Below are 20,740 nucleotides of genomic sequence, written 5' to 3'. Positions count from 1 at the left end.
ATCGCCCGGGCCGGATGAACGTCCGGCCAAAAAAAAACGCCGCCCGAGGGCGGCGTTGCTCATGGGGCGGCAATCAGCGCGTGGGCGCCGATGCCGCGGGTGCGCCGGCAGGATCCGCCCGGCGCGCCTGCACCGCAATCCACTGCGCCAGCAAGGCGGCCACCGTGAACGCCACGCCCGCGCCGATCCACGGGCCCTGGCGCAACCCCGCATCCAGCAGCAGGCCGAAGGCCAGCGGGCCCAGCGCCGAACCCACGTCCATGCCCGAATACACCAGGCCGTAGACCGACCCGGTGGAGCCCTTGGGCGTGACCTTGCGGATCAGCATGTCGCGCGACGGCGCGGCCACGCCCGAGCAGAAGCCGGCCAATGCCACCACCGGGGCGGCCAGCACCGCCGGCACCAGGCCCAGGGCCAGCACCACCAGCGTCAGGCCCGCCAGAATCAATGCCACCATCACGGTGCGCTCGGTGCGCGGGTTGGCCGACACCAGGAAGCCCCCGGCCGCCATGCCCACCGCCGACGCCACCATGTAACCGGACAGCGCCGAGCTGGCCGCGACCTTGGACAGGTCATACAGCTGGCCCAGCAACGGAATGGTGTAGTTCTGCACCGACGACAAGGCGATCGACGTGCAGGCAAAGAACAGGAAGGCGCCCCACAGCGCCGGCTTGGACAGCAGCGTGGCCAACGTGGTCAGCACGCCATCCTGCGGCTTGGGCACGGCGCGCGCGGCCTTGGCGTCCGGGGTATCTGCCTGGGCCGCGGGTTCGTCACCGCCCAGCAGGCCGCGCCAGACCACCGTCATCAGCAGCACCACCGCCACCAGGCCGGCGGCGCTATAGGCTGCCACGCGCCAGTTGGCCAGCAGCGTGATGGTGGTCATGAACACGGGCGTGAGCGCCCAGCCCAGGTTGCCCGTCAGGCCGTGGGTCGAAAAGGCGTGCCCCAGGCGCGGCGCGGTGATGCGATGGTTGATGAGGGAATAGTCGGCCGGGTGGAACACCGAATTGCCGATGCCGCCCACCACCGCCGCCGTCATCAGCATGGGGTAGCCGGTGGCCGACCCGATCAGCAGGCCCGACAGCACGAAGCAGGCCAGCCCGAACCAAAGCACCGGACGCGCGCCGATACGGTCCACCACGAAGCCGGACGAGGCCTGGCCGATGCCGGACACCACGTAGAAGGTGGACACCAGCAGCCCCAGGCGGGCGAAGTCCAGGCCGAACTCGTTGCCCAGCGACACATACAGGGACGGCAGAACCAGCTGGAAGAAGTGGGACGAGGCGTGGGCCACGCCGATGAGCAGGATGATCTGCCAGTCGCGCCGGCGGACGGCGGCATCGGAGGCCAGGGGGGTTGCAGCGGTAGTCATGGCACAGGGCCGCGCGGGGCGGCGATAGGCGGCCGCCTTGAGGCGGCTCGCGGGTTGTCTCCTCAACGTCCGGGCGGGCCGTCCGTTGTCCCTTTGGCGAATGCGGCGCGGGGCCGTACCGGCGGCAGCCGGCATCGCTCTATATGTAACGGCGGCCCCGGGCGCGAGCCGGGCCGCCGCGGCGTAATCGCTTACTGGGCCTTCTCGCGGATGGCGGGCCAGGCGCGCTGCAGGTAATACAGCATCGACCAGACCGTCAGCACCGCGGCCACGATGATCAGTACATCGCCCAGCATCTTGGTGGACACCCCGTAGATGGGCTGGTTGTACAGCAGGCAAGGAATCGCCACCATCTGGGCGGCCGTCTTGAACTTGCCCAGCCGGTGCACCGCCACGCTGGCGCTGGCGCCGATCTTGGCCATCCATTCGCGCAGCGCGGAAATCGTGATTTCACGGCCGATGATGATCAGTGAAATGAACGCGTCGACCCGGCTCAGGTCCAGCAGCACGATCAGGGCGGCGCAGACCATCAGCTTGTCGGCCACCGGGTCCAGGAACGCCCCGAACGCCGACGTCTGGTTCCAGCGGCGCGCCAGCCAGCCGTCGAACCAGTCGGTCAGCGCGGCGATGATGAAGGCCCAGGCGGCAAAAGAATCGCGTACGGGCACCGACATCCAGCTTTCGGGCAGGTAAAACAGCCCGACCACCAGCGGAATCATGGCGATCCGCAGCCAGGTCAGGATAATGGGTACGTTAATTGGCATAGTGTTCGTATGCTACATCAGGCAGATGAATCCTAACCGCGCAGGGCTTCATAGATCCGCTCGGCCAGTTCTTCCGAAATGCCATCCACCGACGCCAGGTCTTCGATACTGGCCGAGGCCACCCCCGAAAATCCGCCAAACCGGGCCAAAAGACGCTGCCGGCGGCGCGCGCCGACGCCTTCGATTTCTTCCAGCCGCGACACGTTGCGGGTCTTGGCCCGCCGCGCCCGCATGCCGGTGATGGCAAAGCGGTGGGCCTCGTCGCGCACCTGGGCGATCAGCATCAGCGCGGCGGATTCGCCGCCCAGCGCCACCGGCGGGCGGTCGTCGGCGAACACCAGGGTTTCCAGGCCAACCTTGCGCCCTTCCCCCTTGGCCACGCCCACCAGGGTCTGGATGTCCAGCCCCAGTTCCACGAACACCTTGCGCGCCACCTCGACCTGCCCCTTGCCGCCGTCGATCAGCACCAGGCCCGGCATCGGGGCCTCGCCGTCGGCCACCTTGGCAAAGCGTCGCGTCAGCACCTGGCGCATGGCGGCGTAGTCGTCGCCCGGGGTGATGCCGGCAATGTTGTAACGGCGATAGAGCGACGGCTGCATGTCGTGGTGTTCGAACACCACGCAGGACGCCTGGGTGGCCTCGCCCGCAGTGTGGCTGATGTCGAAGCACTCGATGCGCAGGGCGTCCAGCGCCGTTTCGTCAGTGTCCAGGTCCAGCGTTTCGGCCAGCGCCAGGGTACGCGCGGCGCGGGCGCCGGACTCGGTCAGGGCGCGGGCCAGCGCCATGTCGGCATTTTTCTGCGCCTGTTCCAGCCAGGCCCGGCGGGTGCCTTGCGGCCGGGTCAGCACGCGCGACGGCCGCCCGCCCGCCTGCTCGACCAGCAGGTCGATCAGCCCGGCATCGGGCAAGGCGTGCGAACAGACCAGCACCGGCGGCAGCGCGTTGTCGGTGTAGTGCTGCGCCACGAAGGCTTCCAACACCTGCGGCGCGGCCTCGCCCTCGGCGTGGGTCGGAAAGAACGGCTTGTCGCCCAGGTGGCGGCCGCCCCGCACCATGGCCAGGTTGACGCAGACCTTGCCGCCGGCAATGGCGATGGCGACGATGTCGGTGTCTTCGCCGCTGACGTTCTCCATGGTCTGCTGGTGCAGCACGCGGGCCAGCGAGCCCATCTGGTCGCGCAGCGCGGCCGCTTCCTCGAAGCGCAGCGCCTCGGCGGCTTCGAGCATGCGGGCCTCGATTTCGCCCATCACTTCCTTGGCTTCGCCGTTCAGAAAGCGCACCGCCCGCTGCACGTCAGAGGCGTAGTCCTGTGCCTCGATGGCGCCCACACAGGGCGCCGAACAGCGGCCGATCTGATGCAAGAGACAGGGGCGCGAGCGGTTGGCGAACACGGTGTCTTCGCAGGTGCGCAGGCGGAACACCTTCTGCAGGATCTGGATGGTTTCGCGCACCGCCCAGGCGTTGGGGAACGGGCCGAAATACTGGCCGCGCTTGTTGGTCGCGCCGCGGTAATAGGCGATGCGGGGCCAGTCGTGGCCCGTGATCAGCAGGTAGGGATAGGACTTGTCGTCGCGAAACAGGATGTTGTAACGCGGCTTCAGGCTCTTGATGAGGTTGTTTTCCAGGATCAGCGCTTCGGCTTCCGAGCGCGTCACCGTGACCTCCAGCCGCGCCACCTTCGCCACCATCTGGGCGATGCGCGGGCTGGCCAGGTTCTTCTGGAAATACGACGAGACGCGCTTTTTCAGGTCGCGCGCCTTGCCGACATACATGACCTCGCCGGCCGCATCCAGGTGCCGGTACACGCCCGGCAGATGCGGCAGGTCAGCCAGGAACGATTTGAGATTGAAGTCGTCGGGCATTCTGATAACGGCTTTCCGCCTGCAGGGAGTCCCAGTCCAGCGCGTCGAAACGCGGCATCAGGCGGCGGATACGGGCCACGGACTCGGGGGCGTGGTCGACCTTCAGGCGGGCCAGCAGCTCGTCGGCCAGGTCCGGCCGGTTGCACACCAGCACCATGTCGCAGCCAGCGCCCAGCGCGGCGTTGGCACGCGCCAGGATGTCGCCGGCAACCGAGGCGCCTTCCATGGTCAGGTCGTCCGAGAACACCACGCCGTCATAGCCCAGGCGGGTACGCAGGATGTCCTGCACCCAGCGCTTGGAAAAGCCGGCGGGATGCTTGTCGACCTTGGGGTAGATGACGTGGGCCGGCATCACCGACGGCAACACGGCGTCGCCCAGCCAGGCGTACGGCGCGGCGTCGTCCTTCAGGATGCGCTCGAGCGGACGCGGATCGATGGGGATCTCGTGGTGCGAATCCGCCCCCACGAAACCGTGCCCCGGGAAATGCTTGCCGCAGGCCGACATGCCGGCCAGCGCCAGGCCCTGGATCAGCGCGCGCGACAGCATCGTGACCACGCGCGGGTCGTGGTGGAAGGCGCGGTTGCCGATCACCTTGCTGACGCCGTAATCCAGGTCCAGCACCGGGGTGAAGCTCATGTCCACGCCGCAGGCGCGCAGTTCGGCGGCCAGCACGTAGCCGGCTTCGGTGGCCAGGCGCATGGCCGTCAGCGGATCGCGGTCCCACAGGGCGCCCAGGTCGCGCATCGCGGGCAAGGCGGTGAAGCCGTCTTCGCGAAAGCGCTGCACCCGGCCGCCTTCGTGGTCGACCAGGATCAACAGGCGCTCTTTGCGCGCCTTGTGGATCTGGCGGGTCAGCTCGGTCAGCTGGCGGCGGTTTTCGAAATTGCGCGCGAAAAGAATCACGCCGCCCACCAGCGGGTGGCGCAGGCGCTTCTTTTCTTCCTTGGTCAGCACGGTGCCGGCCACATCGACCATCACGGGACCGGGCGGCAGCGCCCGGGATTTCTTCTTGGCCATCGGCTTGTCCTTCTGTATGTGTCTTGCAGACCCGCCGGCGCGGTCAGGGCTTGCGTTCGACCACCACGTAGGCGGCGGCCATGTCGGATTCATCGGTAATCGACACGTGCGCGGCGCCAAAGCGCTGCACGTACCATTCCAGCAGTTCAGGGGCGATCACCAGCACCGGCCGCCCGCCCGGGGCGTTCAGCGTCTGTACCCGGCGCCACGTCATCGGCATGCGCATGCCCAGGCCCACCGCCTTGGAAAAGGCTTCCTTGGCGGCAAAGCGGGTGGCCAGGAAACGCACCCCGCGCACCGGATCGCGGGCCCGCCGCGCGTGGAACTTCAGCAGTTCTTCGGGGCCCAGAATCTTTTCGGCGAAGCGATCGCCGTGGCGCGCCAGCGCGCGCTCGATCCGGTCGATGCGCAAAAGGTCCATGCCGATGCCGCCGATGGCGGCGGGCGGCGGAACGACAGGGGCGGAATCAGGTTGGGACATCGCTGCGGCGTCTAAAAGGAATAACAGCTACCAGGGTAGCAGTTGGCGGCCGGCCGCTGGCCATTGGCCATTGGCCGCCCGCGGTCAACGCCCGCGCACCGCTTCCAGGCGTGCCTGCACCATCAGGGCCTTCATGTCGCGCACCGCTTTTTCCCAGCCGTCGAACACCGCCTGCGCCACGATGGCGTGGCCGATGTTCAGTTCGGAGATGCCGTCCAGCGCTGCCACCGGCTTGACGTTGCCGTAATGCAGGCCGTGGCCCGCATTGACGCGCAGGCCGTGGCGCAGGCCCTCGGCCACCGCCACGCGGATGCGCTGCAACTCGGCCTGGGCGGCCTCGCCTTCGCTTTCGGCGTAGGCGCCGGTGTGCAGTTCGATGACCGGCGCGCCCGCGCGGGCGGCGGCTTCGATCTGCACGGGGTCCGGATCGATGAACAGCGACACCCGGATGCCGGCTTCGGTCAACAGGCCCACGGCGTCCGACACGGCGGCGAATGCGCCGGCCACTTCCAGCCCGCCCTCGGTGGTGAGCTCGGTGCGCTTTTCAGGCACCAGGCAGACGTCGCTGGGCTTGACCGCGCAGGCGATCTCGAGCATTTCGGCCGTGACCGCGCATTCCAGGTTCATGCGGGTGCGCAGCACCGGCCGGATGGCGTAGACGTCGGCGTCCTGGATGTGGCGGCGGTCTTCGCGCAGATGCAGCGTGATCAGGTCAGCGCCGGCGTCTTCGGCGCGCAGCGCCGCCACCACCGGGTCGGGGTAAGCCGTGTGGCGCTGCTGCCGCAGCGTCGCGACGTGATCGATATTTACACCAAGTTCTATCATTGCACTTTCGTCGTTTCTTCCCAGCCGCCGCCCAACGCCTTGTAGAGTTCCACACGGTTGATCAACGCGGCCAGGCCGGTTTGCACCAGCGCGAGCTGGGCATTGAAAAGGTCCACTTGCGCCGTCTGCACCTGCAGGTAGCTGTCGATGCCATTGGTATAGCGCAGATTCGACAGTTCCAGCGTGCGGGCCGACGAGTCCTGCAGCGCCCGCTGGGCGTCCAGCTGCGCGCCGTAGGTGGCTTCGCCCGCCAGCGCGTCCGAAACTTCCCGGAACGCCTGCTGGATGGTCTGCTCGTACTGCGCCACCGCGATATTGTCGCGTGCCTTGGCCAGGTTCAGGCCTTCGCGGATGCTGCCGCCGGCAAACAGCGGCGTGGTGATCGACGGCGAGAAGCTCCAGTAGCCCTGCCCGCCCTTGAACAGCGTATCCAGCGACGGGCTCGACACGCCCAGCAGGCCGGTCAGCGAAATGGTCGGGAAGAACGCCGCCCGTGCCGCGCCGATATTGGCGTTGGCCGACTTCAGCTGGTTCTCGGCGGCCAGGATGTCGGGCCTGCGTTCCAGCAGGTCGGACGGCAGCCCGGCCGGCACGCTGGCCAGCAGCTGGTCGCGGCCGAACACGGCCGGCGCCGGCAGGTCTTCGGGCAAGGGCGTGCCCAGCACCAGCACCAGCGCATTGATGGCCTGCGCCTTGGCGCGCGCCAGCTGGGCCAGGTCGGCCGAGGCCGTATCCAGCAGCGACTTGGACTGGTTCAGGTCAAGCTCGGACGCCACGCCGCCGTCGAAACGGCGCTTGACCAGGTTGTAGGACTCTTGCCGCGACGCCAGCGTGCGCTGCGTGAGTTCCAGCTGGACCTCGGCGGCGCGCAGGTTGAAATACGACTCGGCCACCGAACCGATCAGCGCGATATGCGTGCTTTTCTGCGCCTGCTCGGTCGACAGGTACTGCTGGTACGCCGCTTCGGACAGGCTGCGCAGGCGGCCGAACAGATCGATCTCGAACGTGGTCAGGCCGATGCCGGCCTGGTACGAACTGCTGATCGACGAGGAATCAGGCCCGCCCGGACGCATGTTGCGCGGCAGATGCTGGCGCTGGCCTTGAATGCCGGCGCCGATGCTGGGCCACTGCGCGCCACGCTGCACGCCGTACTGGGCGCGCGCCTCTTCGACGCGCTGCACGGCCACGCGCAGGTCACGGTTGTTGACCAGCGCCAGTTCGATCAGGCGCTGCAGGCGCGCATCGCGGAAGAATTCGCGCCAGCCCAGGTCGGCCGCGGGCGTGCCCGTCTGCGGCGCCACGGCATCGGCGGGCTGCGTGCCCAGCGACATGGGGTTGGCGTACGCACCGTACTGCACCTTGGGCTGGTCCGGGAAGGTGCCGGACACCGGCGCGTCGGGACGCTTGTAGTCGGGGGCCAGCGAGCAGCCGGCCAACGCCACCGCCACGAAGGCGGACAAGGCGGTCTGTTTGAACATCAGGGCGCTCATTCCTTGCCCTCCTGGCCACCGTTGTTGGGTTGTGCGGGCGCGGGCGTTGCCGGCGGCGCATCGGGCGGGGTCTGGCCCGCCGCCGCCTTCTTGGCCGCCTGCTCTTCTTCGAAGGCGCGCAGTTCGGCGCCCAACAGGCGCGGCTTGGTCTTGAACAGACCCAGCACCACCACGAAGAAGGTCGGCACGAAGATCACCGCGAATGGCGTGGCGGCCAGCATGCCGCCCAGCACGCCCAAGCCCACGGCGCGTTGGCTGGCAGCGCCGGCGCCGGTGGCCATGGCCAGCGGCACCACGCCCAGGATGAACGCCAGCGACGTCATCAGGATCGGCCGGAACCGCAGGCGCGCGGCTTCCACCGCGGCCTCGTAGAGACCCATGCCCCGCGCGTACTGATCCTTGGCGAATTCCACGATAAGAATGGCGTTCTTGGCCGCCAGCCCGATCACGGTCACCATGCCCACCTGGAAGTACACGTCGTTGGACATGCCCAGCGCGCTGACCAGCGCCACCGCGCCCAGCATGCCCAGCGGCACCACCAGCATGACCGAGATGGGAATCGCCCAGCTTTCGTACAGCGCAGCCAGCACCAGGAACACGATCAGGAGCGACAGGCCCATCAGGATCGGGGCCTGGTTGCCGGCCTGGCGTTCCTGGAAGGACAAGCCCGTCCATTCGTAGCCGAAGCCCTGCGGCAACTGCGCCACCAGCTTCTGCATTTCTTCCATGGCCTGGCCGGTGGTGTAACCCGCCGCGGCGCTGCCGCCGATACGCATGGATTCATAGCTGTTGTAGCGCACGACCTGCACCGGGCCCTGCGACCACTTGGCCGACACGAACGCCGACAAGGGCACCATGCCGCCTTGCGTGTTGCGGGCGTTCAGCTTGAGCACGTCGGACAGCTGCATGCGGTACGGCGCATCGGCCTGCACCCAGATGTTCTGCATCCGGCCCAGGTTGGGGAACTTGCTGAGATAGGCCGAACCGACCGCGGTGGAGATCAGCGAGGCGGCCTCGTCGAAGTTCACGCCCAGGGCGGCGGCCTTGTCGCGGTCGATGTCCAGGGTGAGCTGCGTGCCGGCCGACAGGCCGGTGATGCGCACCTGCGACAGCACCGGGCTCTTCATGGCCATGCCCATCAGCTGGCCCGTGGCCGCGGCCAGCGCATCGCTGCCCGCCGCGCCGCGGTCCTGCAGGCGCAGGTCGAAGCCCGTGGCGTTGCCCAGCGACGAGATCGCGGGCGGCACCAGCGTGAACACCTGGGCATCGTGGATGCCCATCAGCTGCTTCTGGAAGGCGTTGAACGCAATCGCACCGGCGGAATCGCCCTTGGCCTTGCGGTCCTTGAAGTCCTTGAGCGTGGTGAACGCGATGGCGGCATTCAGGCCGTTGCCGTTGAAGCTGAAGCCCTGCACGGTGATGATGTTTTCCACCGCCGGGATGTCGCGGAAGTAGGCTTCGACCTCTTCGATGACCTGCACCGTGCGGTTGGCGCTGGCGCCGGTGGGCAGTTCGATGTTGCTGATGACGTAGCCCTGGTCTTCTTCAGGCAGGAACGACGACGGCAGCCGCAGGTACAGCCAGCCCAGCAGCAGAACCAGCACCAGGAAGGCCAGCATCATGCGCCCGCCCTTGTGCAGGATGCGGGACACCCAGTTCTGGTAACCGTGCGTGGTCGCGTCGAACTTGCGGTTGAACCAGCCGAAGAAGCCCTTCTTGTCGTTGTGATGACCCTTGGGCACCGGCTTCAGGATGGTCGCGCACAACGCGGGCGTGAAGGTCAGGGCCAGCAGCGCCGAGAAGAAGATCGACACGGCCATGGCCACCGAGAACTGGCGGTAGATCACGCCCACCGACCCGCTCATGAAGGCCAGCGGCAGGAACACCGTCACCAGCACCAGGGTGATACCGATGATGGCGCCGCTGATCTGCGGCATGGCTTTCTTGGTGGCCTCTTTGGGAGGTAACCCTTCCGTGGCCATGATCCGTTCGACGTTCTCGACCACCACGATGGCGTCGTCGACCAGAATCCCGATGGCCAGCACCATGGCGAACATGGTCAGCACGTTGATCGAGAATCCCAGCCCCAGCATGACCGCGAACGACCCCAGCATGGCCACCGGCACCACCAGCGCCGGGATCAGGGTGTAGCGCACGTTCTGCAGGAACAGGTACATCACCAGGAACACCAGCACCATGGCTTCGGCCAGGGTGTGCAGCACCTGCTCGATCGAGACCTTGACGTAGGGCGCGGTGTCGTAGGGGATGGCGTAGGTGATGTTGCCGGGGAAGTACTTGGACAGTTCGTCCATCTGCTGGCGCACGCCCTGGGCGGTGGCCAGCGCGTTGGCGTCGGGCGACAGCACGATGGCGAAGGCCGCCGTGGGCTTGCCGTTCAGGCGGGCGCCGAACTGGTAGTTGTCGGCGCCGACCTCGATGCGGGCGACGTCGCGCAACAGCACTTTCGAGCCGTCGGTGTTGGCGCGCAGCACGATCTTGCCGAAGCCGTCGACCGTGCTCAGCTGGCCGTTGGCCACCACGGTGGCGGTAATGCGCTGCGACTCGGGGTTGGGCGGCGCGCCGATGCTGCCGCCGGACACCAGCACGTTCTGCGCCGAAATGGCCTGGTTGACCTCGGCCATGCTCAGGCTGAAACCCACCAGCTTGGCAGGGTCGACCCAGATGCGCATGGCGCGCGGCGCCGCGAACAGCTGGAACTGGCCCACGCCGGCCACGCGCGACACCGGGTTCTGCACGTTGCGGGTGATGTAGTCGGCCAGCGCGGTCTGGTCCAGCGAGCCGTCGGTGGACGACAGCGTGACGATCATCAGGAAGCCGGTACTGGTCTGCTCGTACTTCAGGCCCTGCTGCTGCACGGCGGCGGGCAACTGGGCGATCACGTTGGACACGCGGTTCTGCACGTCGACCTGCGCCAGGTCAGGGTCGCGGCCCGGGGCGAAGGTGGCGGTGATGGTCGAGGTGCCGTACGAATCGCTGACCGACTCGTAGTAGATCAGGCCCTTGGCGCCGTTGAGCTTGTCCTCGATGATACTGGTGACTGATTCAGCCACTTCCTTGGCCGACGCACCCGGGTAGGTTGCGGTGATGGTAATGGCCGGAGGCGCCACGTCGGGGTACTGCGACACCGGCATGTTCGGAATCGCCAGCACCCCGGCAAGCAGGATGAACAGGGCGACTACCCAGGCAAAAATTGGTCGATCAATAAAAAATTGCGGCATGTGGGCTGACTCTTAAAGCGATGCTCACTAAAGAGGAACGCAGCGCGATGCGCTGCGGGCCGCTTACGATTTCTGGCCTGCGGCCTTGTCCTGGGGGGCCGGCTGGGCTGGCTGTGCGCCTGGCTCAGCGGGCTTGGCCCCGGGCTGCGCGGGCGGCTGGCCGCCCGCAGCGGGCTTGCCGCCGTTCTTGTTCCAGGGGCTGGCCTGCACCGGCGCGCCGGGACGGATCTTCTGGAAGCCTTCGACCACGACGACGTCGCCGGCCTTCAGGCCGCTGGTGATGATCCAGTTGTTGTTGACGGCGCCGCCGGTGGTGACGGGCAACTGTTCGATCTTGTTGTCCTTGACCAGCATCAGGCTTTGCGAGCCATCGGCGGTGCGTTGCAGCGCCTGCTGCGGCACCACCAGGGCCTGGTCGTCCACGCCCTGCTCCAGCCGCACGCGCACGTACATGCCGGGCAGAAGGATGCCGTCGGGGTTGGGCACTTCGGCGCGCAGGTTGACCTGGCCGGTGGACGGGTCGACCGTGATGCCGGTGAACAGCAGCTTGCCGGGTTTGTCGTATTCAGAGCCGTCTTCGAGCACGACCGTGGCACGGGCGGCGTCCTTGCCCACCTGCTGCAGCTTGCCGCTGGCGAACGCGCGGCGCAGGCTGGCGAGGTCGGCGGTGGACTGGGTGAAGTCGACGTAGATCGGGTCCAGCTGCTGCACGGTGGCCATCTGTGTGGCCTGGGTGGCGTCGACCAGCGCGCCTTCGGTCACAAGCGGCTTGCCGATGCGGCCCGTGATGGGCGAGGTGACGTCGGTGTAGCCCAGGTTGATGGACGCGTTGTCCTGGGCGGCCTTGGCAGCGGCCACATTGGCTTCGGCCTGGCGATAGGACGCCACGGCGTTGTCGTATTCCTGCTTGCTGACGGCGTTGGCCTTGACCAGCGGGGCGTAGCGGTTGGCCAGCAGCTTGGCGCTGAACAAGGTGGCCTGCGCCTGCTTGAGCTGGGCGGTAGCCTGATCGTAGGTCGCCTTGTAGGGCGCCGGATCGATCTTGAACAGCAGCTGGTTTTCCTTGACGTCGCCGCCTTGCTCGAAGGTGATCTTCTGGACGATGCCGGTGACCCGCGAGCGGATCTGGGCGTCGCGCACCGCGTCGACGCGGCCGGGCAGTTCGGCGACGATGGGCGTGCGTTGCGGCTGCACGGTGATGACGCTGACCTGGGGCATGCCGGGGTTCATTTGCGGCTTTTCGCCGCAACCCACCAACAACAGCGCGAGGACGCCGCCGGAAAAAGCCAGACCTGAGACACGTTTAGGCGAAAACCGCATTGAAACCCCCGCGAAGTTAACCGCGTCAAGCGACCGCAACAATGTGACGGCGATGCAGCATCGCCGCGTCTGGTTGCCGAAGCCGGCCACAGGTTTCGAAGGCCGACTCCGACCGCCGTATTTGACCGCAATACCCGCCTGCGATCAAAACAAAACGCTGCGCGCCGTGCGTGACACGTGAATAGCCCGTTAATGTAACTCAGTTATTGGGGAAATCACTGATTTTCACAGCATCGCGGGGGAGTCGACGGGCGGATTCACCACGCGGAAATCAAAGGTCGGATACCTCTCGTAGATTGCCCAGGAAAACGTAGCCCGCGCCGTGCACCGTATGCAGGGGCAGGCGGGCTTCGAGATGTCGCACTTTGCGGCGCAACCGGCAGATGGCGACGTTGAGCGTGCGCAGGTTGGTGCCCTGGCGCAGGACCATGAGTTCTTCGCGCAGCAGCTCGCGGCGCGGGTTGCGCAGCAGGCACTGGAAGCAGGCCCGTTCGACCTCGGTCAGGTCCAGGCGGGCGCCGCCGGGGGTCAGCAGGGTCCAGCCGCGATAGGCCAGGCTCCACCAGCCGTCGGACGGGAAAGCCGGCGGGGCGGCGATGGGCTCGGAATCAGGCTGGGGTTCGGCCGGACGCTTACGGACAGCGGGCGACCGCTGCGCCCCGGCGGTCGTGGCCGAGGCAGCGAGAAGAACGGAAGAACGGGGAACGGGAACAGTCATGCCGGAGTCTCCACCGGACCGGCCGCCGCCCGGGGGAGCGGGGCCTCGCTTCCGGAACAAGGTTTTGCTGATCTTGCCGAAAGACTACCGGGCTTGAGGGCACTGTGCCGCTCGGCCAAAGGCGAATCAGACTGATCCTACGAAGATTGCCCCCAATTCGCCTTTTTTTGCGGCAAGCCACATTGCGGGTGACCGCAAGCCGAGCCCCTACGCAGTGTGCGTGCCGTTGCGGTGGATGTCGTGCGCCACGAAGCAGCTGTCCTGCGTGGGCCGCGCCAGAATGCCCGGCTTGGCCAGCGTCTTGCGGATGTCGGCCAGGCCGGACTCCCAGTGCTCGCGCATGGCCTCGGTGCCGAACTCGTAGTCCTTGGAGAAACGCTCGCGGTGCTTGGACTCGTAGATCAGGTTGATGATGTTGGTGGCCGGCGTGTTGGCCAGCTTGCGGATCTCGGCCAGATCGGCCGCGTTGCGCTCTTTTTCCGGCAGCCGGTCCAGCAGTTGCTGCAGGCCGTGGCGCAGTTTCAGCACCCGCCGCAACTGGTCGGTGACCATGCGGGTACGGCTGGAATACTGGATGTCCTTCTGGCGCTCGGCCACTTCTTCCAGCGTGGTGGGCAGCCCGCCCCGGGCGGGCCAGAGATCCACCTGGAAAGCCAGCGTGTCACGCATGGTGTCGGTGGTGAGCACCTGCGCCAGCGGCGTGTTGGACACCACGCCGCCGTCCCAGTAGTGCTCGCCGTCGATTTCCACCGAAGGAAAGCCCGGCGGCAAGGCGCCCGAGGCCATGATGTGCTCGGGGCCGAGCGTGTGCTTCTGGCTGTCGAAATAGGCAAAGTTGCCGCTGCGCACGTTCACCACGCCAAAACTGGCCCGCACCTTGCCGGTGTTGAGCAGGTCGAAATCCACGTATTCGCGCAAGGTGGCGGCGAGCGGCGTGGTGTCGTAGAAGCTGGTGGACGCCGCCCCCTTCCCATGCACCCAGTACGGCGGCGGAAAGCGCGGCTTGAAAAAGCCCGGCTGGCCCGAAAACAGCGCCTGGAACGCCGACAGCTGGCCGTTCATGGCCGGCGAGCCGAAGCCGAACGGAATGCCTTCGAACATGCCGGCCAGCGTGTCGCCCCAGGGCACCGACGCAAACCCCGTGGGCCGGCAGATGCTTTCCCAGAAGCCGCGCAGCCGCTCGATGCGCTCGTCTTCGGGCGAACCGGCGATGATCGCCGCGTTGATCGACCCGATGGAAATGCCGGAAATCCAGTTGGGCCGGATGCCCGCCTCGTGCAGCCCCTGGTACACGCCCGCCTGGTAGGACCCCAGGGCGCCCCCGCCCTGCAGGACCAGGGCCACGGTTTCGTAGGGCGGCGTAGCGCCGGTGTCGGGGGTCGAGGCCTTGCGGCGTGTACTCATGCGGCGGTCCTTTTCAAAACAGCAGGCGCTACGGCTTGCTCTTGTCCGGCAACTGCGGGGCGGCGACGCCGGCCCGGAACGGATACTTGGCGAATATCAGCGCGACGGCCTTGTCGACGCTTTGCGCCGACGTCGCCATCTCGGGGTTCTGGACTTCGCCGACGGCCACGCCTTCCCACACCAGCTGTTTGCGGCGCGGATCGACCAGGTCGATGTTCAGGGTGCCTTCGGTGTACTGGTAGACGGTGTCGCCCCAGCCGTAGCCGGGCCAGCCGCCGTAGAAGCCGCTGCGGTAGCCGTAGTAGGGCATGGGCGGCGGGGCTTCGGTGACCTGGGTCTTTTGCTGCAGCTTGCCGCTGAAATTGATCAGCAGGTCGGGGTTGGACGCGCTGTAGACGTAGCCGCGCATTTCCATCTGGCCGCGGGTGGCGTCTTTCAGCCGTTCGGTCAGCAAGGTGCTGTAGCCGGCTTTGTCGGTGCCCAGCGGCGACATGTAGCCGAAGGTGCGGTACTGGGCAAAATCGGCCTGGTGATCGTAATCGCCCTTGACGGTGGGACCCGAGGCGCAAGCCGCCAACAAGCCCGTCAGGGAACCCACGGCCAGCATTTTGAACGCGTTCATGTCGATCTCCGAGAGAGGGGCCGGCGAAGGCTGGCCCAAGTGTCAACAGGCGTCAGGCGCATTCATAGTGCCGCGAAGCGGATAAAGTTTCAACAAGGAAGCATTCTCATTGGATCGAGATCAAACCGCGGCGGGCGCGGGCTCCATTACACTCGGGGATTATTCCAGACCCAGACCAGAAGATACCCCCATGTTGGAACTCGACGGCTCGATTTGGTTTCGTTCCGGCGCCCAGAACTGGGGCGGAAAGAACCGCATAGACCTGCTGGCCCAGATCGACGCCACCGGCTCGATCACGGCCGCCGCGCGCGCGGTGGGCATGAGCTACAAGGGGGCCTGGGACGCCATCGACGCCATGAACAACCTGGCGGGCGAACCGCTGGTGCTGCGTGCGGCCGGCGGCAAGGGCGGCGGCGGCACGCGCCTGACCGACCGGGCGCGCAGCCTGATCGCCACCTTCCGGGCGCTGGAAGCCGAGCACCGCAAATTCATGGACAACCTGACGCGCGCCGGCCTGACCGCCAGCGGCGACATCGACTTGATGAGGCGATTTATGTTGAAGACCAGCGCACGCAACAAACTCATGGGCACGGTGATGGAAGTGCGCACCGGGGCCGTCAACGACGAGATCCTGCTGCGCATTGCCGGCGGCCAGGTCATCACCGCCACCATCACCCGCGAAAGCACCCAGGAACTGGAACTGGCGCCCGGCAAGGAAGCCCTGGCGCTGGTGAAGGCCTCGTCGGTCATCGTCGGCGCCCCCGGCCCCGGCCTGCGGCTGTCGGCCCGCAACCAGTTGCCCGGCACCATCGCGGCGGTGCGCACCGGCGCGGTCAACAGCGAAATCCTGATCGACCTGGAAGGCGGCACCACGCTGGTGGCGATCGTCACCAATGAAAGCGCACAAGACCTGGGGTTGGGCGAAGGCGCCCCGGCGGTCGCCATCTTCAAGGCGTCCAGCGTCATCCTGGGCGTGCTGGACTGAGTCTGATTTTCTCTGCCGGGCAACGACGGCGGCACGTGGGGGCCACCCTGCCCTCTAGCCGCTAGACGCCCACGTCCTCGTCGCGCCGGCGCACCTTGCCTTCGCGCACTTCGAAGACCTCGTCGGCCAGGGCGTCGACGTCGGCCGGATCATGGGTGATCAGCAGCATCGGCACGTCCAGCTGGCGCTGCAAGGCGTTCAATTCCTGCCGCATCTTGCCGCGCAGCTGCGAATCCAGGGCCGAAAACGGCTCGTCCAGCAAGAGGATATCGGGCTTGAGCATCAGGGCGCGCGCCAAGGCAACCCGTTGCTTCTGGCCGCCTGATATCTCGTTGGGGTAACTGCCCACGATGGCGCCCAGTTCGAAGGCGTCGACCCAGCGCCGCGCTTCGTCCGAGACCGCGCGCCGGGGCGGATTGAGCCAGCCGCGGCGCGAGCCGAAAGCGATGTTCTGCGCCACCGTCAGGTGCGGGAACAACGCATAGTCCTGGAACAGATAGGCCACGCGGCGCGCTTGCGGCGCGACGTTGATGCGCGCGTCGGCGTCGAACAATACCCGGCCGTTGACCGCGATGCGGCCGGCATCCGGCCGCAGCAGGCCGGCCACGGCCCGCAGCGTCAGGCTCTTGCCCGCGCCGGACGGCCCGAACAGCGCAATGCGCTTGGACGCCGACGAAAACGCCACGTCCAGCGAAAAATGGCGATCGCCCGAGACCATCTGTTTGCGGATACGCAGGTCGACGCTCATCATGCGCCCCCGTTGCGGCGGTTCGAGCGTATGGGCACCAGCTTGCCCGCCGCCAGCAGTACGGCAACGCAGGTGATGGACGTGACCAGCACCAGGAAGTTGGCCGTGGCATCGTCACCCGCCTGCACCGCTTCGTAGATGGCCACCGACAGCGTCTGGGTACGGCCCGGCAGGTTGCCGGCGATCATCAGCGTGGCGCCGAATTCGCCCAGTGCCCGGGCAAAGGCCAGCAGCACGCCGGCCACGATGCCGCGCGCCGCCAACGGCAGCGTGACCCGGAAGAACACCCCGGCCTCGCACACGCCCAGCACGCGAGCGGCGTTTTCCAGCTGCGCGTCGACGTTTTCAAACGCGGCGCGCGCCGACTTGAATACCAGCGGAAACGCCACCACCGACGCGGCAATGACGGCGCCCTGCCAGGTGAACACCAGCTCGATGCCCCAGGCCGCCAGCTTTTCGCCCAGCACACCGCGACGGCCCAGCAAGACCAGCAGGTAATAGCCCAGCACGGTGGGCGGCAGCACCAGCGGCAGCGTCAGGATGGCGTCCAGCAGGTCCCGCCCCGGCCAGCGCCAGCGGGACAAGCCATAGGCGGCCGCGGTGCCGGCCACGGTTGCCAACAGCGTTGCCCAGCCTGCCACTTTCAGGGTAAGCAGCAGGGGCACCCATACTGGATCGCTCATGACGCCTGCGATTCAAGATTCAACATTCAAGCCCGGCGCGGCCTCAGGGTTTCTGGAAGCCGTAGCGCGACAGGATTTCCTGGCCAGCGGGCGACAGCACGTAGGCCACGAAGCTCTTTGCTTCCTTGGCGGCGGCGTCGCGCGCGGTCACGGCAATGGGATAGGTGACCGGCGTTTGCGAGGGCACGCGCACGGCGACCTTGACCTTGTCCGGCATGACGGCCGCGTCGGTGGCGAACACGAAGCCCGCATCCACCTCGCCGCGCGACACGTAGTCCAGGCTCTGGCGCACGTTCTGCGCCAGCACGCTCTTGGCCTGCACGGCATCCCACAACCCGGCAGCCTGCAAGGCGCCCTGCGTGTAGCGGCCCACCGGCACCGACGCCGGGTTGCCGTAGGCGATGCGCTTGACGTCGTCGCGCGTCAGGTCTTTCAGCGCCGTGATGTTGGCTTTGCTGTCGGTCGGCACGATCAGCACGATCTGGTTGGCGGCGAAGTCCACCCGGGTGTCGGGCTTGACGGCCTTTTCCTCGACGGCCTTGTCCATGGCCTTCTGGTCGGCGGACGCGAACACGTCGGCAGGCGCGCCCTTGACGATCTGCTGCAGCAGCACGTCGGAGGCGCCGAAGTTCAGGACCACCTTGGTGCCGGCATGTTCCTTTTCGTAGGCCTGCGCCACTTCCTTGAAGGCGTTGGTCAGGCTGGCGGCGGCGGACACCACCAGTTCGCCGGCCTGGGCGCTGGGGCCCCAGACGGCGGCCAGGGCCAGCGACACGGCCAGGATCGGGTGTTTGCGGAACATGGCACTCTCCTCGGACAAGATCAATATCGGTAACGAAATATATATAGGTATATAACGCCCGTCAATTTACGTCCCGGGCCCGGCTTGCGCCAGGTCAAACGTATGGCGATGAAGGCAGAGGCAGGCGCTCAGCCGCGGTCGACGATGGTGACGCGCACGGTCAGGGGGGCCAGCGCCGCGCGCAGGCGCTCCAGCGCCTGTTCCGGCCGGGCCGCGCCGCACATGAAGATGTCCAGTGCCGCGAACTGATGTTCGGGCCAGGAATGCACGCTGATGTGGGATTCGCTCAGCATGACCACGCCGGTCACGCCCGCGCCGGCGCCGAAATGGTGGAAATGGGCGCTGAGCACCTGGGCGCCAGCGGCCTGGGCGGCCGTAACCAGTTCGCGTTCCAGCGCGGCGACGTCTGCCAGCAGGCCGGCGTCCACGCCGCGGAAATCGGCCAGGATGTGGCGGCCCGGCGTGGCGTAGGGGGTGGAGCACGGGGTGGCACCCGGGATGCCATGCGGGTTCACCTGCGAAGTTGCAGACGAGGCGACAGGCGGCGCCAGGTCGTTCTGCGTGGCGTCGCGCGGCATCACTTGTGCGATCCGCCCGACGACCAGCCGGAGCTGCCCGAAGAACCGCCGCCCCAACTGCTGCTGCTGCCGCTGCTGCTGCCCCCGCCGCCGCTGGTGAAGCGAGCGCCCGGCGAACTGGCCCCGGTGGCGGCCATGACCACGATCACGGCGTAGATGGCATAGAGAAACTTGCCCATCGGCTAGTCGTCCTTTGCGGACATCTTGTCCGCGAGGCTGGCCGGCAGCCACAGAAACGCCAGGCCGATCACGATCGGCAAGAGGCGGCCGTTGAAAATATTGCCCAGGTTCAGGAAGCCCATGGCGATGGTCGCGAACCAGGCCCATTTGCGATAGCCGCCCGGCGTGCTCGCCCGCGGCATGGCTTTCTGCTTGGCCAGTTCGGGGTTGCCGAACCATTCGGCCAACTGGGCGGGCGCCACGGGCCCCGACGCGGACCAGCCCAGTTCGGCAGTCCCCAATTCGCTGGTCAGCTTGAGGTTGCCGGCCTTGTAGTCGGTGATCTGGGTACTGTCGCCCACCCTCACGCGCCAGTTGAAGGCGCCCAGCGCCAGCTCGACCCGCGAGGTGTAGTCGTACAGCTTCTGGTAGAGCTTGTTGCGCCAGCGCACGCTGGTGGCGTTGTTGCGGCTGGGCCAGGTGTCGCAGACCTGCACGCGTTCCCAGCCCTCGTCCGTTTCCACCAGCCAGATGAAGCCCTTGACCGGGTTGAACAGCAGGTATTCGATCCAGTCGGACGGTTCTTCCGGGTCCGGGTCGGCGCATTTCATCAGGCCGATCAGGGTGAAAGCGGCGCCGTCGATCTTGGCGGTGGCGCCCAGCGCCAGCGTGGTCTTGATGGTCTTGAGCTTCTGCGCCTTGGCGATGACCTGGGCGGTATCGCCTGCGCAGTCGACCGTGGCGGCGCATGACGGGCACACCACCTGGGTGGCCATGGCCGCGACAAAGCTGATGGGCGCGCCGCAATTGGGGCAGTCCAGCGCCTTGATCTGGCCACGGAAACGCCCCGCGGTTTCCTCGACCTGCTCGTTCGAGCGCAGCGTGGCCGCCTGCATGCCCGCCAGGTCGAAGGCCTTGCCGATGTACAGCTCGGGCTCGGGGCCGTCGGAAAAATCCAGGGTCAGGAAGGCATCGATGCTGCGGTAGTCGGCCACCTTGGCTTCCCAGCCATCGCCCGGCACGAACGGCAGTTCGCCCTGTGCGCCGCCGGCGCGGCAACTGCGCACGTCCGACGCCGAAAAGCGCTGGCCATCCAGCTTCAGTTCATCGCCCGGCGAGATGTCGGCGAACGCCGGCATGCCCTGGGTCGACTTGACCTTGCGGCGGCGGGTGATGGCGTACTGGCCCGACGCATCCGACAGCCAGCCGTCGGAACCGTCGTCGAACCACAGGTACCACTCGTTCCAGAAGCCGTCTTCATAGCGCAGCTGGATGCGGCCGATCAGGTCGAAGCGCTTGCCTTCGAACTGACCGGCGGCGCCCAGGCACAGGGGCGAATAGTCTTCCAGCACATCCGCGGTTTCGCCGATGCGCTTGACCGATTCGGCATCCTTGAGCAGCGTGCTGCGGCACGCGCCGCACACCGCCATGACCGACGCCGTGGACGTGAACTTGACGGGCGCTCCGCATTGCGGACACAGGACCTGCTGCATGGGCGTTCGGCGCTCAGCTGGTGAGTTTCTTGAGCACCTCGGCCTTGGCCGAGTCGTAGTCGGCCGGCGTGATCAGGCCCTTGTCCAGCAAGTCCTTGAGCTGCTGCAAGCGCTGCACGGGGTCGCCCCCGGCCGCCGCGCCCGCTGCGGCGCCCGCCGCGGCTGCGGCCTGCG

General features: G+C 67.1%; 20 protein-coding genes. 1 reads left to right on the top strand and 19 read right to left on the bottom strand.

Annotated features, from left to right (window positions below; genetic code table 11):
• Positions 1–73: 73 nt before the first annotated feature.
• From HV798_RS12120 to HV798_RS12065, 12 genes are all read right to left on the bottom strand, one after another.
• Positions 74–1,375 carry an MFS transporter gene (locus tag HV798_RS12120; RefSeq protein WP_175192856.1) on the bottom strand — a complete coding sequence of 434 codons (1,302 nt, stop codon included), beginning with the start codon at positions 1,373–1,375 and terminating at the stop codon, positions 74–76.
• 191 nt (positions 1,376–1,566) lie between these two features.
• Entirely contained in the window at positions 1,567–2,139 is a 573-nt protein-coding gene (gene pgsA, locus HV798_RS12115; protein WP_025137842.1) for a CDP-diacylglycerol--glycerol-3-phosphate 3-phosphatidyltransferase, read from the bottom strand.
• A gap of 32 nt (positions 2,140–2,171) precedes the next feature.
• Complete coding sequence (gene uvrC, locus HV798_RS12110) at positions 2,172–4,001, bottom strand: excinuclease ABC subunit UvrC (protein ID WP_025137843.1); 1,830 nt, start codon at positions 3,999–4,001, stop codon at positions 2,172–2,174.
• On the bottom strand, positions 3,964–5,019 hold the full coding sequence (gene nagZ, locus HV798_RS12105) for a beta-N-acetylhexosaminidase (RefSeq protein WP_025137844.1): 1,056 nt from the start codon (positions 5,017–5,019) through the stop codon (positions 3,964–3,966). The genes uvrC and nagZ overlap by 38 nt, the downstream gene beginning before the upstream one ends.
• A gap of 43 nt (positions 5,020–5,062) precedes the next feature.
• Positions 5,063–5,500, bottom strand: a complete 438-nt coding sequence (gene acpS, locus HV798_RS12100) for a holo-ACP synthase (protein ID WP_175192857.1) — start codon at positions 5,498–5,500, stop codon at positions 5,063–5,065.
• A gap of 84 nt (positions 5,501–5,584) precedes the next feature.
• Positions 5,585–6,325 carry a pyridoxine 5'-phosphate synthase gene (gene pdxJ, locus HV798_RS12095; protein WP_175192858.1) on the bottom strand — a complete coding sequence of 247 codons (741 nt, stop codon included), beginning with the start codon at positions 6,323–6,325 and terminating at the stop codon, positions 5,585–5,587.
• Positions 6,322–7,815 carry an efflux transporter outer membrane subunit gene (locus HV798_RS12090; RefSeq protein ID WP_175192859.1) on the bottom strand — a complete coding sequence of 498 codons (1,494 nt, stop codon included), beginning with the start codon at positions 7,813–7,815 and terminating at the stop codon, positions 6,322–6,324. Before HV798_RS12090 ends, pdxJ begins: the two co-directional genes overlap by 4 nt.
• The gene (locus HV798_RS12085) at positions 7,812–11,054 is read right to left on the bottom strand and encodes an efflux RND transporter permease subunit (protein WP_175192860.1); all 3,243 of its coding nucleotides are present in this window, start codon (positions 11,052–11,054) and stop codon (positions 7,812–7,814) included. The genes HV798_RS12090 and HV798_RS12085 overlap by 4 nt, the downstream gene beginning before the upstream one ends.
• A gap of 63 nt (positions 11,055–11,117) precedes the next feature.
• The gene (locus HV798_RS12080) at positions 11,118–12,374 is read right to left on the bottom strand and encodes an efflux RND transporter periplasmic adaptor subunit (RefSeq protein ID WP_175192861.1); all 1,257 of its coding nucleotides are present in this window, start codon (positions 12,372–12,374) and stop codon (positions 11,118–11,120) included.
• A 271-nt stretch (positions 12,375–12,645) separates the two neighbouring features.
• Positions 12,646–13,092, bottom strand: a complete 447-nt coding sequence (locus tag HV798_RS12075; RefSeq protein WP_175192862.1) for a helix-turn-helix domain-containing protein — start codon at positions 13,090–13,092, stop codon at positions 12,646–12,648.
• Positions 13,093–13,299: 207 nt separating this feature from the next.
• Positions 13,300–14,496 (bottom strand): DUF3734 domain-containing protein, encoded by a 1,197-nt coding sequence (locus tag HV798_RS12070; RefSeq protein WP_175192863.1) that lies wholly within the window; start codon positions 14,494–14,496, stop codon positions 13,300–13,302.
• 28 nt (positions 14,497–14,524) lie between these two features.
• Complete coding sequence (locus HV798_RS12065; protein WP_025137852.1) at positions 14,525–15,118, bottom strand: DUF4136 domain-containing protein; 594 nt, start codon at positions 15,116–15,118, stop codon at positions 14,525–14,527.
• Positions 15,119–15,308: 190 nt separating this feature from the next.
• On the opposite strand from HV798_RS12065, the gene HV798_RS12060 reads away from it, so the two are divergent.
• Positions 15,309–16,103, top strand: a complete 795-nt coding sequence (locus HV798_RS12060; RefSeq protein WP_025137853.1) for a TOBE domain-containing protein — start codon at positions 15,309–15,311, stop codon at positions 16,101–16,103.
• A 61-nt stretch (positions 16,104–16,164) separates the two neighbouring features.
• Here HV798_RS12060 and HV798_RS12055 read toward each other — a convergent pair whose 3' ends face one another.
• The 7 genes from HV798_RS12055 to HV798_RS12025 all read right to left on the bottom strand — a co-directional run.
• Positions 16,165–16,851 (bottom strand): sulfate/molybdate ABC transporter ATP-binding protein, encoded by a 687-nt coding sequence (locus HV798_RS12055; protein ID WP_175192883.1) that lies wholly within the window; start codon positions 16,849–16,851, stop codon positions 16,165–16,167.
• A complete protein-coding gene (gene modB / locus HV798_RS12050; RefSeq protein ID WP_175192864.1) occupies positions 16,851–17,534 on the bottom strand; it encodes a molybdate ABC transporter permease subunit in 684 nt (227 codons plus the stop codon). The genes HV798_RS12055 and modB overlap by 1 nt, the downstream gene beginning before the upstream one ends.
• A gap of 43 nt (positions 17,535–17,577) precedes the next feature.
• Positions 17,578–18,336, bottom strand: a complete 759-nt coding sequence (gene modA, locus HV798_RS12045; RefSeq protein ID WP_175192865.1) for a molybdate ABC transporter substrate-binding protein — start codon at positions 18,334–18,336, stop codon at positions 17,578–17,580.
• 128 nt (positions 18,337–18,464) lie between these two features.
• Complete coding sequence (gene speD, locus HV798_RS12040; RefSeq protein WP_246288765.1) at positions 18,465–18,836, bottom strand: adenosylmethionine decarboxylase; 372 nt, start codon at positions 18,834–18,836, stop codon at positions 18,465–18,467.
• A gap of 77 nt (positions 18,837–18,913) precedes the next feature.
• Positions 18,914–19,093: a hypothetical protein gene (locus HV798_RS12035; protein WP_081821611.1), complete on the bottom strand. Its 180-nt coding sequence runs from the start codon at positions 19,091–19,093 to the stop codon at positions 18,914–18,916.
• Positions 19,094–19,096: 3 nt separating this feature from the next.
• Positions 19,097–20,566, bottom strand: coding sequence for a DUF4178 domain-containing protein (locus HV798_RS12030; RefSeq protein WP_175192866.1), 1,470 nt, complete (start codon positions 20,564–20,566; stop codon positions 19,097–19,099).
• 13 nt (positions 20,567–20,579) lie between these two features.
• Positions 20,580–20,740 (bottom strand): SHOCT domain-containing protein (locus HV798_RS12025; RefSeq protein WP_175216412.1); only part of this gene is annotated, 161 nt, incomplete at its 5' end.

Source organism: Achromobacter deleyi, from assembly GCF_902859705.1.
Lineage (GTDB): Bacteria > Pseudomonadota > Gammaproteobacteria > Burkholderiales > Burkholderiaceae_B > Achromobacter > Achromobacter deleyi.
The sequence above is the reverse complement of the archived record's forward strand: the minus strand, read 5'-3'. Positions and strand labels throughout refer to the sequence as shown.

Excerpts from the sequence above, each read along its gene's own strand:
- nagZ (WP_025137844.1), bottom strand. The coding sequence starts at position 5,019 with ATGGCCAAGAAGAAATCCCGGGCGCTGCCGCCCGGTCCCGTGATGGTC.
- HV798_RS12030 (WP_175192866.1), bottom strand. The coding sequence starts at position 20,566 with ATGCAGCAGGTCCTGTGTCCGCAATGCGGAGCGCCCGTCAAGTTCACG.
- HV798_RS12120 (WP_175192856.1), bottom strand. The coding sequence starts at position 1,375 with ATGACTACCGCTGCAACCCCCCTGGCCTCCGATGCCGCCGTCCGCCGG.
- pdxJ (WP_175192858.1), bottom strand. The coding sequence starts at position 6,325 with ATGATAGAACTTGGTGTAAATATCGATCACGTCGCGACGCTGCGGCAG.
- HV798_RS12055 (WP_175192883.1), bottom strand. The coding sequence starts at position 16,851 with ATGAGCGTCGACCTGCGTATCCGCAAACAGATGGTCTCGGGCGATCGC.
- HV798_RS12085 (WP_175192860.1), bottom strand. The coding sequence starts at position 11,054 with ATGCCGCAATTTTTTATTGATCGACCAATTTTTGCCTGGGTAGTCGCC.
- acpS (WP_175192857.1), bottom strand. The coding sequence starts at position 5,500 with ATGTCCCAACCTGATTCCGCCCCTGTCGTTCCGCCGCCCGCCGCCATC.
- HV798_RS12070 (WP_175192863.1), bottom strand. The coding sequence starts at position 14,496 with ATGAGTACACGCCGCAAGGCCTCGACCCCCGACACCGGCGCTACGCCG.
- HV798_RS12075 (WP_175192862.1), bottom strand. The coding sequence starts at position 13,092 with ATGACTGTTCCCGTTCCCCGTTCTTCCGTTCTTCTCGCTGCCTCGGCC.
- pgsA (WP_025137842.1), bottom strand. The coding sequence starts at position 2,139 with ATGCCAATTAACGTACCCATTATCCTGACCTGGCTGCGGATCGCCATG.
- HV798_RS12090 (WP_175192859.1), bottom strand. The coding sequence starts at position 7,815 with ATGAGCGCCCTGATGTTCAAACAGACCGCCTTGTCCGCCTTCGTGGCG.
- modA (WP_175192865.1), bottom strand. The coding sequence starts at position 18,336 with ATGTTCCGCAAACACCCGATCCTGGCCGTGTCGCTGGCCCTGGCCGCC.
- uvrC (WP_025137843.1), bottom strand. The coding sequence starts at position 4,001 with ATGCCCGACGACTTCAATCTCAAATCGTTCCTGGCTGACCTGCCGCAT.
- HV798_RS12065 (WP_025137852.1), bottom strand. The coding sequence starts at position 15,118 with ATGAACGCGTTCAAAATGCTGGCCGTGGGTTCCCTGACGGGCTTGTTG.
- HV798_RS12080 (WP_175192861.1), bottom strand. The coding sequence starts at position 12,374 with ATGCGGTTTTCGCCTAAACGTGTCTCAGGTCTGGCTTTTTCCGGCGGC.
- HV798_RS12035 (WP_081821611.1), bottom strand. The coding sequence starts at position 19,093 with ATGGGCAAGTTTCTCTATGCCATCTACGCCGTGATCGTGGTCATGGCC.
- modB (WP_175192864.1), bottom strand. The coding sequence starts at position 17,534 with ATGAGCGATCCAGTATGGGTGCCCCTGCTGCTTACCCTGAAAGTGGCA.
- HV798_RS12060 (WP_025137853.1), top strand. The coding sequence starts at position 15,309 with ATGTTGGAACTCGACGGCTCGATTTGGTTTCGTTCCGGCGCCCAGAAC.